This window comes from Steroidobacter denitrificans, assembly GCF_001579945.1.
Classification (GTDB): Bacteria; Pseudomonadota; Gammaproteobacteria; order Steroidobacterales; family Steroidobacteraceae; genus Steroidobacter; species Steroidobacter denitrificans.
The window spans coordinates 620530-632643 of sequence record NZ_CP011971.1; the positions used below are offsets into that span (position 1 = coordinate 620530).

Here is a 12114-nt window from a genome sequence, read left to right on the forward strand (position 1 = left end):
AAAAGCAGAACTACTAGAGGCGGTCCCTCCATTTCGCTGAATTCCCGCTCCAGTGGGACTTACAGGCGATTTCGCTCGTCAGTCTTGACTAGCGATGTCACGTAAAACGGCTAGTGATGTCACGTACCGATGACTAGCGATGTCACGTGGATAACTTGCAGAAATGGCACCAAAGCCAGTTCTGGCAAGGGTTTTAGCCTTGCTAGTGATGTCACGTGGACAACCCGAAAAGCCCACAGGCTTACCCCCTCCTCTTGGTGGCTGCGATATGCAGGCGTGCAGGGGTGAGGATCAGGTGATCTTTCGTTTCCTCGATGTGGCTCCGAGCCTCGGGATAGAACAGCAGCGCTTCGTTTAGTCGGAGGCGGAAATTGGTCTTGAAGTTGGCCAGCCCCTTGGGAGTATTCGCATAGCCAGAGCCGAACTGCATCATTAGGCCAGTCCATGGCACGTGAACAAGCCGTTTGCCTCCTTTGCTTGCCCCAACGTTCAAGGTGAACATGCGGTAGACCAGCCATGTGTAGATGTCCATCGCCAGAGGCGACTTTCTGAGCGCGCGTAGTGCCTCCATCTTGATTGGTACGGGGGCACTGATCAGACGTTTAAAAAAGTCTGTGCTCAAGGTGATCGAGCTTTCCCATGCCCCTCGTCGCACCGTATCGCGAGAGCTCCAGAAGACGAATGCAGGATTTCCTGTGATTGGACCCGCCTAATTTCCTAGGAATGGGACCACTCGATTTCCTGGGAATGGACCCACCCAATTTCCTCGCAATGGGACCACCCGCCGGAGCTGCTTTTCGAGCCCGGCGGCGCGCGCTGTTGCGCGCCGCCGCGGCCTCAGGAGCGAAACGGCGATGTCAACCCAGGCGATGTCCTATTCGGGGGTAAGCCCCGGAGCGAGCCCCGCCCCCCGGGCGCTCGATCGTGGCGCAGCGCCTTCTACGGCGAGCACCGTCGTTTCCGCAATCACCACCCAGTCGCGGGCGCCGGCCCGCTCACACAGCCAATCCGCTTATCGTCGTGCAATTTGCTCGCACGGGGAGAACTGGATGGCGCGGAGGGAATTGACGGTGCAGAGATATGAAGAAATCAAACGACGGCTCGCCGAGGGCCGCAGCGTACGTGAGATCGCGAGCGCGTTGAGTTGCTCACGCCGCCTGGTGCGCGAGATCCGCGACGGCGTGCGCGTGACACACGCGATCGCCGCGAGTCCGGATCCACTGTGGATGTCGCAGCTGGATTGGCCGGTGATCATTCACGATCTGGGGCTGGGTCATCCGCTGAAGTTCATTTGGGAAGAAAAGGCGCAGACGCTGACGACGTACTCCAACTTCTGGAAGCAGTTTTATCGCAAGTTCCCGCAGTGTCGCAACGCCAGCGTTACCGCCCGAACGTTCGAGCCCGGGGAGCGCGTCGAAGTCGATTACGCCGGCGATCCGATCGAGTGGTACGACATCAAGACCGGCGAAATCCACAAAGCTTATGTGTTCGTGTCCGGCCTGGGCTTCAGCCAATTGCTGTTTGCCTGGGCGGCGGAGGATATGAAGAGCCGCAACTGGATCGCCAGCCATCGACGCATGTACGCCTATTACAACGGCGTGCCTCACGTCACCGTACCTGATTGTTTGCGGCAAGGGGTCGTCAAATGTCACTTGTACGACCCCGATCTGAACGAAAACTATGCACACATGGCCGCGCATTTTTCCACGGCAATCGTTCCGGCGCGCGTCAGAAGGCCGAAGGACAAGGCGATCGTCGAGGGACTGGTAAAAATCCTCGGTCGCTACTTTCGCTTCCGCTTTCGTCACTCACGATTTACCTGCATCGCCGAGATCAATCGAGCGCTCATGGTATGCGTTGAGCGGATCAATGACCAGCGGCACCGACGCTTTGGCGTCTCGCGCCGCGAACGCTTCGAGACAATCGAAAGGGCCGCGCTCAAGGCGTTGCCCACAGCCGAGTACGATGGCGGGGAGTGGAAGGAGGCGAAACTGCATCCCGATTGCTTCCTCGCCGTGGAAGGCGATTACTACAGCGCGCCGCACATCCATCGTCATAAAACGCTACGAATCAAGCTCACCGATAACCAGGTCGAGATCTTCCTGAACCTGGAACGCCTGGCGGTCCATCCACGCTGCCGCATGAAATCCGGCCAGCGGATCAAGATCAAGGAACACTTCCCGCCGAACTCCGATGCCTATTACGAGTCGACACCGCAGCGGCTGTTGTCACAGTCGCGTTTTATCCACGCCGATCTTCACGCGCTCTTCATCGAGTTGTTCAACGACGACGTTTTTGCACATATCCGTCGCGCCATGGGGCTGGTCTCGGCATGCACCAAAGAGATCAATCTTGTTGGACACGAACTTGCCAGCGTACGTATCGCCGCAGCCATTGCCGCCATGCGCCGCTACAACCGGATCCGTGTCCCGTACTTCAAGGAATTGCTCGCTCAGGCGCGTAAACAATCGATGAACTCCCAGCCCGAGCGCGACATCGTGCGCAAGCCCGGCAATCCCATGCTCCGGTACGTTGGCGGCGCAGCGCTGCAGGCCGCTGACAAACCTTCTCTCTCATCTACTGCAGCCCAGGAGAATCTACCGCTATGAGTATTGCCATGGTAAAAAATCAGTTGGCCGAGATGAAGCTGCTCGGTATGCTCGGCGTGCTGGACAACGCACTCGCCGAGGCCACCCGCGATCAGCTCAGTAGCAGCGAGTTGCTCAATCAGTTGGTGCAAGCCGAAGTCGATTACCGGCAACAGCGTAAAACCGCTAATCGCATCAAAGCCGCCCGGTTCCGCGATCGTCCGGCCTTCGAAGACTTCGACTTCACCGCGAAGCGTTCGCTCACTCGAGCACAGATCAAAGAGATCCAAAGCCTCGACTGGCTCGCAGATGCACGGCCACTGATGCTCCTCGGACCCACTGGCGTCGGCAAGACCTTCGTGGCGCAGGCCGCGGGACTTCACGCGTGTGCTACCGGGAAATCCGTCATGTTCACCAGCATCACCAAGTGGCTCGAGAATCTCAATCTGGCACGCTCCAGCGGCACGTATCTGCGCTATCGGGACAAGCTCGCCAAGTTAGATCTGATCATCTTTGATGAGATGGGCAGCCGCAAACTGACCGCCACCGAGGCTCAGGATCTATGCGAGATCCTGGAAGAGCGATCGAGCAGCAAATCCGTGGTGTTCACCTCCCAGTTGCCCCTCGCTCACTGGAGCGAGGTGATCGCGGACACCGTCATCGCAGACGCCATCTTCGATCGGCTGCAGCACTCGGCGCTGACCATCGAGGTCACCGGCGAGAGCTACCGCGGTGTCAAGGCCAAGAAACTTGCTTCGCGCAAAAAGGACGCGTAAAACTCCTCGCCAGCGGCTCCGCCGGTAACCCACGCAAGGTGGGTCCAATCAGAGGAAATCGGGCGGGTCCATTGCGCGAAATCCTGCAACGAACGCCTCCTCCGCGATGAGGATGTTTCTGACGTGCGACGCATCTCCATCTGCGCCACCGACGGTAATCATCGAATGCACCAGTCGCAAGCTCTGGTCACGCACTCGCGCGATGTACCGGCCATCATTGTGCAGATCAAGACTTTGCAAGAATGCCGCCTGGGAACGCCCAAGCGATAGATCGGGACTACCTGTGCGAACGGCTTCAGTACACATCCACGCCAGCAGTAGGCGCGGCAGCCCGCCATACGGTACGCCATAGTCTGGGTTGGCTACGATGGAAAGGCTTAGCTTGCCCGTGCCGCGTTTGAAATGGTTGGTCTTGGGGTCTGTATGAGGAAGCGTGGCCTGCGCCAGAAAGTGTGCGATGTAGCCTGTAGCGCCTGCATTGCGGGCCTGCTCGATCTCCAGCTCCACAGCTTCGCCGATCAAGTGGCGCACCCGTGGAGTCAATGCATGGGCGGCGTCGTGCTGCTCCGCCTGCTTCGCCACCTCAGTGGCATTCTGCCTGATCCGCTCCAGCGGATCGCGCTTGAGCGTGGCTTCTGCCACACCAGCGTCCAGCAAATTGCCCACGCTGCGCATCGCCAAATCCTGACCCTTGACCTGCGAGATCGCGGCGATCAGGGATGGACAGCGTTGTTGCTGGCAGTGCGGGCGGCAGCGGCCTTCTGTCCGAGCCAGGTATCAATCTCGTGCTCCAGCCATCCGACAACCCGCTTGTTGATCTGGATGCATACCGGGAATGTCGGATCATCGCGCGTGATCCGCCAGAGCGTTACGTCGTTGATACCGCCAAGCTTTTCGCAGACGGCCTTGCGGCGTAGAATTTTCATCGTCCTCACCTCCTGCACATTGAAAGTCGATGCAGGAAGTTTCAGATGGCGACCCGGCAGCGGTCACGGATTCCCAGAAGGGAATTTTTGCAGTAAAAAATCCGACGGCTGCGATGCAGGACAGGCAAGCGATGCACGGGCCGCGCTCCGGGTAGCAGCTGCTAAAGTGTATATGAAAGTGACTACAAGATGAGTGATAACAGAGACAATACCGCTACCACACACACTTTCCGGCCAAAATTCCTGTTCAACGTCTGATCAACGTCTGATGACTGTCTGCATGCCGAAAATGGGCTTGTAGACGTTAAAAGACGTCAATAGACACAAAAAAGGCCCGAAACGGGCCGTTTTTGTTGATAAATTTCCGTTTTCGTATTTTGACGAGTTGTCAAAAGCTTTCCCCCCTTACGCCTCAGATGAATTTGATAACTTATTATAAATCAATATCATAGGTCAATTTTTGGGATATACCCCTTCTACTAAGCAAAGACATTTAGGGGTATATATGAGGGTACAGGGGAAAGAAGTTGGGGGTATCGAACTAGGCGGGAAAACATCGTATCTGGACATGGATGACTGGAGAAAAATCAGTACATAGCTGGCCGCCAATGATTAGATTTTGATATAAAAATCAAACAAAATAGTATTTTTAATGCAGAAATCATGTCACGACCTTCTGATTGATTAAATCATGTGCTATTTTTCGCACATGGACAGAAGTTCTAGGCATCAGGTAATCAAGCGCCTGCAGGCGGAGCTACCGCGCGGGGCGCCGTTCGACCTTGCCACCCTGAACCAATTCGGGGTGTCGCCCCAGCTCGCCGCTCACTATGCGGAGGGAGGGTGGCTCGTGCGCCTGGCCCAAGGCGTCTATGCCTTTCCGAACGACGACTTCGGCGTCTACGGGGCGTTGAAGCTCCTGCAACAGCGTGTGCCCGGCCTGCATGTCGGCGGCAAGAGTGCCCTGGCCCTGCAAGGCGTGCGGCACAACTTGGGCAGCCGGGACACGCTGGTACTGTGGGGCGACAGCCGCTTCGCGTTGCCGGTATGGTTCACCTCACGCTTTCCGGCACGCTACGTCTACGCTCGCCTGTTCGATTGGCCAGACACCACTCTGGCCAACAAGACTCTGACCACGCCGCCGGGCCTGCCCGAGCACCTGCAGGTCGCGGTTCCCGAGCGCGCCGTCCTGGAGCTGCTGTACGAGGCCGGCGTCAAGCAAAGCCTCGAAGAAGCTCGCAATCTCTTCGATGGGCTGCGCTCACCCCGCAAGGAGTTGTTCGGGCAACTGCTGTCCTGCTGCACCAGTGTAAAGGCCGTGCGCCTGTTCCTCACCTGGGCGCGCGAGACGAGCCTCGTGGATATCGATGCCCTGCTGGAACAGTACCCGGTTCGCACCGGCAGCGCCGCGCGCTGGATGAGCCGGCTCGATGACGGCAGCCTGTTGAGCCTGAACCCCCATGGATAAGGCCTACGCAGACACCGTTCGCCTGCTGCTGGCCATCGTGCCCGACGTGTTCGCCAACGACATCTTTGCGATGAAAGGCGGCACGGCGATCAATCTCGTCGTGCAGGACATGCCGCGTCTGTCCGTGGACATCGACGTGGTGTATCTCCCGTGGCAGGTACCGCGCGAGGAAGCGCTACAGGCGATCAACCAGGAGTTGGCCGCCATCGCCACGCGCGTTGCGCCGCTCGGCGTACAGACACGTCTGGTCCGCAGCAAGGATCTGGGGGATACCAAGCTGATCGTCGAGAACGAGAGCAGCCAGGTGAAGATCGAGGTCAACGTCGTCTTCCGCGGCACCGTGCTGCCCGCCGAACGGCGGCCGCTGAGCGCCAGGACCAGCGACCTGTTCGGTGTCGAGTTGGAAGTGCCGATCCTGGCGCCGGACGAGCTGTACGCCGGCAAGCTGGTGGCCACGCTGGACCGGCAGCACCCGCGCGACCTGTTCGACGTGTGGCAGCTCTACGAATCGGGTGGTATCAGCGACGGCATGGTCGAATGCTTCGTGGTCTATCTGGCGGGGCACAACCGGCCGACCCATGAGGTGCTGTTCGGCAACGACAAGGACATCGCCGGCGAGTACGGGCGGGCCTTCGTCGGCATGACCGAAGTGGACTGCTCCCTGGAGACGCTGCTGGAGGCCCGCGCCCGGTTGAGGCACGAACTGCCGCGACGGCTGAGTACGCAGCACAAGCAATTCCTCAGTGGATTGACGCGCGCACAGCCCGACTGGTCCCTGCTGCAATGCCAGCACGCCGCGCAACTGCCGGCGCTGCGCTGGAAGCTCAGCAACCTGGAAACCTTCCTCAAGCGACGTCCCGAGGACTTCGCAGCCCAGGCCGACGCGCTCGATGCCGGCTTGAGTCAAACCTGACTGCATACGCTGGAAAGATTTGATCGTCAGACTGCTCGCGCCTGGCCAGCTCTGCCAGCATATGATCATCGTCGTGACGACTTGCGCGTGACGGCGACGGCCATAGGGCGTCCTTACTTGGAGTGCGCTCCCTTCTAGGCGTCTACTTCGTCAGCCACTCCGCATATGCATTCACGTCGATCATCGGGACTGTGCCACTGAACTGCAGCATCGAAATCAACTTGAACAGAAACGCGGTCGCGGGCTTCCCCTCGCGCGTGAACTCGTACTTGCCATGCGTAGTGTCCAGGACAAAGTGTCCGTGTGCAGCCACGCACCCGATGTCCAGGCGGTCCACTTCGACGCTGCCGTCACCTAGCGCCTTCCACAATGCGTCGCCGCAGCACGGCGTCCAATCGCTTTCGAACGTCAGGATACCGCCCAGGATTGGAATCAGCGGCTTGGGTGGATAGGTTCCCTTCGCATAGGGTATTGGAAGGCTCGTACGGTGCAGCCTGCGCACCGTAGCCACCTTTTGCCGCGCATACGCCACATGCTGCGCGTTGATCGTCTGCTTGGCTTCGAAGACCGCGTAGACGCTCTCCGCTGGGATGATCGTCTGTCCCTCGTACTGGAAGATGAACGGCGAGTATTGCCTGTCGTAGACCACGACATCGATCTGCTCGCTGAAGACGCCCTTGCTATCGACCACGAACGCTTTATCGGCGCGGTAGCGCTGCGGGAGATAGGTGCTGAGCATCTGGAGCCAAACCGTCTCACTCGCGTCCCCCTTCGTTCCCGGATGAGCAAACGATTTTCGCGCGATCTGCAGGCGGCTTTGGATGTCATCATGCAGATTGGCCAGAAGAACTGGCAACGACCAATCGCTCATGGCTTTTGCTCCTCGAACGGCGGTGTCGGATGCATCTGCTGCGCGATCTCCAGCGCTCGCGCAGGATCAACTCCGCGCGCGGGATACGCATCAAGGACGATGGCCGGAAGAAGACGCTGCGTCAAATCGGAGAACGTGAACCCGTGACAACCTTTTCCCTTCCCGGTTACGGCCACAAACTTCTCGATCTGCCCGCTGGTCAACCCCAGCGCCTGGAGCGCCCCGCCGAGGACTGCTTTGCGCTGCGTTTCGTTTGGCCTGTCGAACGACAAGATGTCGGCCGCCCGGCGCTTGACGGCGGGATCGAGCGCGCCGAGGCGGTTGGTGCACATGACCACGGCAGCCGGTAGCTGGCCATTGGCCAGCCGATCAATGCCGCGGATGAATGCGTTGACGCCGGCACGGTCTTCATGGTGCATCTGCGCCGATTCGCGCGATTGCGCGAGTGCGTCCGCTTCGTCTACCAGCAGGATGACAGCGCCGCGTGCCCTGCCATTCGTGCTCTTCAGCTTTGCGGCGGCCTCGACCGTGTAGTCGAACGCCGCCGACAACAATTGCGTCATCTCCCCGACGCGTCCCTGCCCTCTGCTCGACAGGCTCAGCGGGAACAGGGTGATCTCGATCTTTTCCTGACGGGCGACAGCATCGCCGATCGTCTCTGCAAGTTCGGTCTTTCCCGATCCAACATCGCCCGCCAGCACCACGAGCGGCGGTCGGCGAAGCACATGTTTCAGCAACGCCTTTGCGTCCGGATGGTGCCTCTGCGCCCAGGCATCGAGACCTGCGGGGTTGACGAGCAGGCCAAGGATCTTGGTGAGACGCGCCTTCTGGTCGTCGAGCCCGACGAGACGCGCCAGCCGTTCCTGCGGCTCGAAGTCCGGGAACGTAAGGCGGCGCTCAAACAGCTCATCGAGTCCCGGTCTCGTATGTGCGGTCATCATCAGTAGGCCCTCACGCTGGCGCGGCTCAGCGCCCGACCGCCGGCTGAATACGTCTTGTCGTCCACCAGGTACCCGTGCACTGTCGGTTGGGTCATGCCGGAGCGATAGAACGGCATGCGCTTCTTGAATGCATCTTTCTCGCTGCTGGAAAGGGCGTCCCACGCGGGCGAGTAGGTGAGGTAGTTGTGGAATTTCGCGCCGGAAACATCCAGCCCCGGCCGAAGCCGACCCGGATCATCGTCGTTTGCCGCCATGCCCGCGAGATCACGCGCGGTGTAGCGAAGTGTGGGCTCGATCCACTCACCGTCACGCAGAAAACCAACCGTGAGCGTCCCGAAATAGCCTGCTTTCAGAAGTTCGATAGCCTCGGTTTCGTAGTCCGCAATTTGGCTGTCGCTCGGACGGCCGTAGAACCGCTGCATGCGCTTGAGGTCAGCCGCAACCTTCGCCGCCATATGCCGCGCATGCGTGATGGTGAACGTCGTTGATTCGGTGATGGTGAAGCTCGACATATTTCCCTTACCCTTGGAACGATGTTCCGAAAACCTTCTGCCAGTAGTACACCGTCTCCTGCTTGGTCGGCGCCGCTAATGCGGAATCGATGGCGTCGCCCGCATCAAGCGCAGCTTCGTAAATCGCACTCGCATTGGCATCGGTGTACAGCTGGCTCACGTTGTTGGCGGCGTTCACCGGATCGATGATCTGGATACGATGATTGAACGCTTCCACCGACGAAGCCGGATAGTTGTCCGTGAAGACGATCTTCTCGCGCAGGTCAGTCCGAGCCAGATAGGTGAAGAAGTGCTGCAAGGCCTCAGGGTAGTCGGCGAACGACAAGCCTTGGTCGCACAGATGTGCAAGGATGAGTTCGATCATGAAGGACTTGAACCTGAAGCCTTCGTCAGCCGCCTTCATCCGCGCGGCCCAGAACTTGATCAGCCGAACCACCTGGGAGAAGTGGTCCGGCTGCGCCCTCTTGCGCTTACGGATGAATTCGAGATGAAGCGGTATGTTGGTATTCAGAAATGAGCCGTCGTCTTGGCTCACCAGATTTCCGTACCAGTTCGGATCTCCGTCATACAGGATCGGCACCACATCAACATCCAGCCCCGTGCCGCGAAACGACACGGTGACGCTGTAGGTCTGCGGCTGCACCTGATCCGGTGAAAAGTTTGGGAACGCCTTACGCAACCGCACCGCGAGGTATTCCAGAAGCGCCACCACGTCGCGCGGCGCATCGGTACCGCTGATATAGCAGGCCACATCGATGTCGTTGAGGGAGCGCAGCGCCGTACCCTTCGCAAGGCTGCCCGCCAACATCATCTTCTTGAGGGTGAAGTCCGGGTGCTCGCTCAGGTAGGTCTCGAGCCGGTCGCGAAGGCGCTTGGCTTGCGCGCGGAACTCGTCCGCCTTCTCCTTCGGCAGGTTGACCCTGTTCTGGGCGAAGCGCGCGATCTCTGTGTGGCTGACGTGTCCTCGGCTCATCGGCTGTTTTCCGTAGGTTGCATGCCTAACTCGACATGATGTGAATGTCTAGTTTATACTGGACCAATAAAAGGAGTCAACATTCTTATGGCGAACTAGACATGACCGAAGAACGCCCGCCTTCCGAGCGCTTTCAGGAACGACTGAAGGCCGCCCGAGAGCTTCGCAAGTGGAGCCAGAGCGACCTGGCCATTCAGGCAAGCATGCCGCCCAGCTCGATCGCCCACTTCGAGTCCGGCTCACGCAAACCCTCCTTCGACACCCTACGGCGTCTGGCGAATGCGCTGGAAGTGACTACGGATTACTTACTGGGCAGGGTCGAAGATCCGTCGCTTTCGGAAGCGGCCGATCCGCTCTTCCGGGATGTCAGTAAGCTGACGGGTCACGATCGAGAGCTGGCGAAGGACTTCCTGAAAATGCTCGCCGACCGAAACAAGCAAGGGAAATAGGCAATGAGTCGCCTGCTGCGCCTCAAGCTCGCCAAGCAACGGGGGGAGGCCCTTCTCGCCGAGGAGGGCATCACCAGCCTGGCAGTCGATCCATTCGACATTGCTGCGCGGCACGACATAGTTGTGCAGGCCAAGCCTGACGTGGCCTCCGGGGTCTCAGGCATGCTGTTACGGCACGGAAACTCCTTCGGCATCCTCTATGCCTCCGACATTCCCAGTGAGGGATTTCAGCGCTTCAGCGTTGCGCACGAGCTGGGGCACTACTTCCTCGATGGCCACATTGATCACGTCCTTCCGAAGGACGGCATGCACGCCTCACATGCTGGTTTCTCATCCGCAGACCCCTATGAGCAGGAAGCTGACAATTTCGCAGTCGGTCTGTTGATGCCTGCCGGCTTTTTCAAGCGCTTGATAGGCCGATCCGCCCTTGGTCTGACGGATATCGAGTCCGCCGCCGAGGCATGTAAAACGTCGCTGACAGCGACGGCGATCCGTTATGCTGAGCTAACGGACGACGCGGTTGCGATCATCATGAGCACGGGCCACACGATCGACTACTGCATCATGTCCGAGGCGATGAAGTCGCTGCCGGACCTGTCGTGGCTAAGGCGTGGCTCTCCGGTGCCGTCGAATACCGAGACGGCGCGATTCAACGCCGATCCTTCCCGGGTATCACGCGGTGAGCGGGCAGATGACGAAATAGACGTGCTTGACTGGCTTGGCGGCAAGCGGTCAAGCATCGTCACGGAAGAAGTGGTCGGCCTTGGTCGCTACGGAAAAACGCTGACGGTGCTTTCGTCACGAAAGATCGGCCACGAGGCCTACGCGGACGAGGGCGACGACGACGAAGATCTTGTCGAGAGGTGGACGCCACGGTTCCGAAGGTAGGACAACGCGTCGAACCCGCCTGCACAAGGGGTGCTCCTGAGCGTAAACCCCGAATGGAGGCACTATCTCTTCTCCCCTGATCTGCCCTCCACCCATAACCGACAGCAGCCGCTGAACCTGGCTGATGAACACTGCAATCAGCCAATCATGGTTCGTTGGCTCTACTAGCGATCATGTCAATCGGCGCTTGCAACCTGGTGGGAATCCAGCAGTGTTCCCGTCTTGCAGGGTTGCCCCATGCCGCATTGATCGTGGCGCCCGCGAAGTAACGGCGGCTGCATGGTTACTTGCTAACTCACCCCGACACACTGTTTCACGAAGTTCCCTCGAACAATGTATACCTATATCTTTAAGATGACAGAACATCGTATATCTCGACAGAACAAGGAATCTCATGGCGGCACATTTATTATTTCCATTTCAACGAACATGAAACAAAACTTGCTACGCAACGTCCACTGGGCTCTTCCATGATCCGTTCAGAACCACTGCGAAAGGGGGTACTCTTGGGGGTACCAGCCGGGATGCGCCGAACCCTACCAAACCCGAAACCCGCATGAAACCTGGGCTCCAGCCCACCTTCCATCACTAAACGTGTGATCAACGTCTGACTTGAAGAGTCATGCCACGCAAGCGAACCTCGATCCCATGCTCCTTGCTCACGAGCCGAAGATGGGGATTGCCGCCGGGTTATTCGCAACAACCCGGCGGGATCGGTCGGCACATGGCCATCACCGCCTGAACTTTCGAGACTCCCGACTTCGCGGGCCGGATGTTCAGCCTGTCGTTCCACGACAGGCGGCGGTTCT

At 59.0% G+C, this 12114-nt stretch carries 13 protein-coding genes; 6 read left to right on the forward strand and 7 right to left on the reverse strand.

Features of this window, described 5'->3' with window-relative positions:
- Positions 1-241: 241 nt before the first annotated feature.
- Entirely contained in the window at positions 242-622 is a 381-nt protein-coding gene (locus ACG33_RS02660; protein ID WP_237392667.1) for a replication protein RepA, read from the reverse strand.
- Positions 623-1070: 448 nt separating this feature from the next.
- Between ACG33_RS02660 and istA the strand changes: the two genes are divergently transcribed.
- Positions 1071-2609 (forward strand): IS21 family transposase, encoded by a 1539-nt coding sequence (gene istA / locus ACG33_RS02665; protein WP_168159999.1) that lies wholly within the window; start codon positions 1071-1073, stop codon positions 2607-2609.
- Complete coding sequence (gene istB, locus ACG33_RS02670) at positions 2606-3364, forward strand: IS21-like element helper ATPase IstB (protein WP_066918470.1); 759 nt, start codon at positions 2606-2608, stop codon at positions 3362-3364. The genes istA and istB overlap by 4 nt, the downstream gene beginning before the upstream one ends.
- A gap of 48 nt (positions 3365-3412) precedes the next feature.
- On the opposite strand, the gene ACG33_RS02675 is transcribed toward istB, so the two are convergent.
- Together ACG33_RS02675 and ACG33_RS02680 are read right to left on the reverse strand one after the other, a co-directional pair.
- Positions 3413-4039, reverse strand: coding sequence for a replication initiation protein (locus tag ACG33_RS02675; RefSeq protein WP_210399153.1), 627 nt, complete (start codon positions 4037-4039; stop codon positions 3413-3415).
- 38 nt (positions 4040-4077) lie between these two features.
- On the reverse strand, positions 4078-4290 hold the full coding sequence (locus ACG33_RS02680; protein ID WP_017245590.1) for a helix-turn-helix transcriptional regulator: 213 nt from the start codon (positions 4288-4290) through the stop codon (positions 4078-4080).
- Between the two features lie 709 nt (positions 4291-4999).
- On the opposite strand from ACG33_RS02680, the gene ACG33_RS02685 reads away from it, so the two are divergent.
- Positions 5000-5758 carry a type IV toxin-antitoxin system AbiEi family antitoxin domain-containing protein gene (locus ACG33_RS02685; protein WP_066922725.1) on the forward strand — a complete coding sequence of 253 codons (759 nt, stop codon included), beginning with the start codon at positions 5000-5002 and terminating at the stop codon, positions 5756-5758.
- Positions 5751-6671, forward strand: coding sequence for a nucleotidyl transferase AbiEii/AbiGii toxin family protein (locus tag ACG33_RS02690; protein WP_066918473.1), 921 nt, complete (start codon positions 5751-5753; stop codon positions 6669-6671). The genes ACG33_RS02685 and ACG33_RS02690 overlap by 8 nt, the downstream gene beginning before the upstream one ends.
- A 142-nt stretch (positions 6672-6813) precedes the next feature.
- Here ACG33_RS02690 and ACG33_RS02695 read toward each other — a convergent pair whose 3' ends face one another.
- From ACG33_RS02695 to ACG33_RS02710, 4 genes are read right to left on the reverse strand one after another with little or no spacing between them, the layout of a single operon-like run.
- Positions 6814-7542: a DUF6602 domain-containing protein gene (locus ACG33_RS02695; protein ID WP_066918475.1), complete on the reverse strand. Its 729-nt coding sequence runs from the start codon at positions 7540-7542 to the stop codon at positions 6814-6816.
- Positions 7539-8480 carry an AAA family ATPase gene (locus ACG33_RS02700; protein ID WP_066918477.1) on the reverse strand — a complete coding sequence of 314 codons (942 nt, stop codon included), beginning with the start codon at positions 8478-8480 and terminating at the stop codon, positions 7539-7541. The genes ACG33_RS02695 and ACG33_RS02700 overlap by 4 nt, the downstream gene beginning before the upstream one ends.
- Positions 8481-8482: 2 nt before the next feature.
- On the reverse strand, positions 8483-8995 hold the full coding sequence (locus ACG33_RS02705) for an HORMA-1 domain-containing protein (RefSeq protein WP_066918479.1): 513 nt from the start codon (positions 8993-8995) through the stop codon (positions 8483-8485).
- Positions 8996-9002: 7 nt separating this feature from the next.
- Positions 9003-9968, reverse strand: coding sequence for a CBASS oligonucleotide cyclase (locus ACG33_RS02710; RefSeq protein WP_066918481.1), 966 nt, complete (start codon positions 9966-9968; stop codon positions 9003-9005).
- 101 nt (positions 9969-10069) lie between these two features.
- Here ACG33_RS02710 and ACG33_RS02715 point away from each other — a divergent pair, with 101 nt between their 5' ends.
- Together ACG33_RS02715 and ACG33_RS02720 are read left to right on the forward strand one after the other, a co-directional pair.
- A complete protein-coding gene (locus ACG33_RS02715) occupies positions 10070-10417 on the forward strand; it encodes a helix-turn-helix domain-containing protein (protein ID WP_066918483.1) in 348 nt (115 codons plus the stop codon).
- A gap of 3 nt (positions 10418-10420) precedes the next feature.
- Positions 10421-11305, forward strand: coding sequence for an ImmA/IrrE family metallo-endopeptidase (locus ACG33_RS02720; protein ID WP_066918485.1), 885 nt, complete (start codon positions 10421-10423; stop codon positions 11303-11305).
- Positions 11306-12114: the final 809 nt, after the last annotated feature.

What these genes read in the sequence shown, in the direction of transcription:
- ACG33_RS02700 (WP_066918477.1), bottom strand. Translation starts at nt 8,480, where the DNA reads ATGACCGCACATACGAGACCGGGACTCGATGAGCTGTTTGAGCGCCGC.
- ACG33_RS02705 (WP_066918479.1), bottom strand. Translation starts at nt 8,995, where the DNA reads ATGTCGAGCTTCACCATCACCGAATCAACGACGTTCACCATCACGCAT.
- ACG33_RS02715 (WP_066918483.1), top strand. Translation starts at nt 10,070, where the DNA reads ATGACCGAAGAACGCCCGCCTTCCGAGCGCTTTCAGGAACGACTGAAG.
- ACG33_RS02695 (WP_066918475.1), bottom strand. Translation starts at nt 7,542, where the DNA reads ATGAGCGATTGGTCGTTGCCAGTTCTTCTGGCCAATCTGCATGATGAC.
- ACG33_RS02690 (WP_066918473.1), top strand. Translation starts at nt 5,751, where the DNA reads ATGGATAAGGCCTACGCAGACACCGTTCGCCTGCTGCTGGCCATCGTG.
- ACG33_RS02685 (WP_066922725.1), top strand. Translation starts at nt 5,000, where the DNA reads ATGGACAGAAGTTCTAGGCATCAGGTAATCAAGCGCCTGCAGGCGGAG.
- istB (WP_066918470.1), top strand. Translation starts at nt 2,606, where the DNA reads ATGAGTATTGCCATGGTAAAAAATCAGTTGGCCGAGATGAAGCTGCTC.
- ACG33_RS02710 (WP_066918481.1), bottom strand. Translation starts at nt 9,968, where the DNA reads ATGAGCCGAGGACACGTCAGCCACACAGAGATCGCGCGCTTCGCCCAG.
- ACG33_RS02675 (WP_210399153.1), bottom strand. Translation starts at nt 4,039, where the DNA reads ATGCGCAGCGTGGGCAATTTGCTGGACGCTGGTGTGGCAGAAGCCACG.
- ACG33_RS02720 (WP_066918485.1), top strand. Translation starts at nt 10,421, where the DNA reads ATGAGTCGCCTGCTGCGCCTCAAGCTCGCCAAGCAACGGGGGGAGGCC.
- ACG33_RS02680 (WP_017245590.1), bottom strand. Translation starts at nt 4,290, where the DNA reads ATGAAAATTCTACGCCGCAAGGCCGTCTGCGAAAAGCTTGGCGGTATC.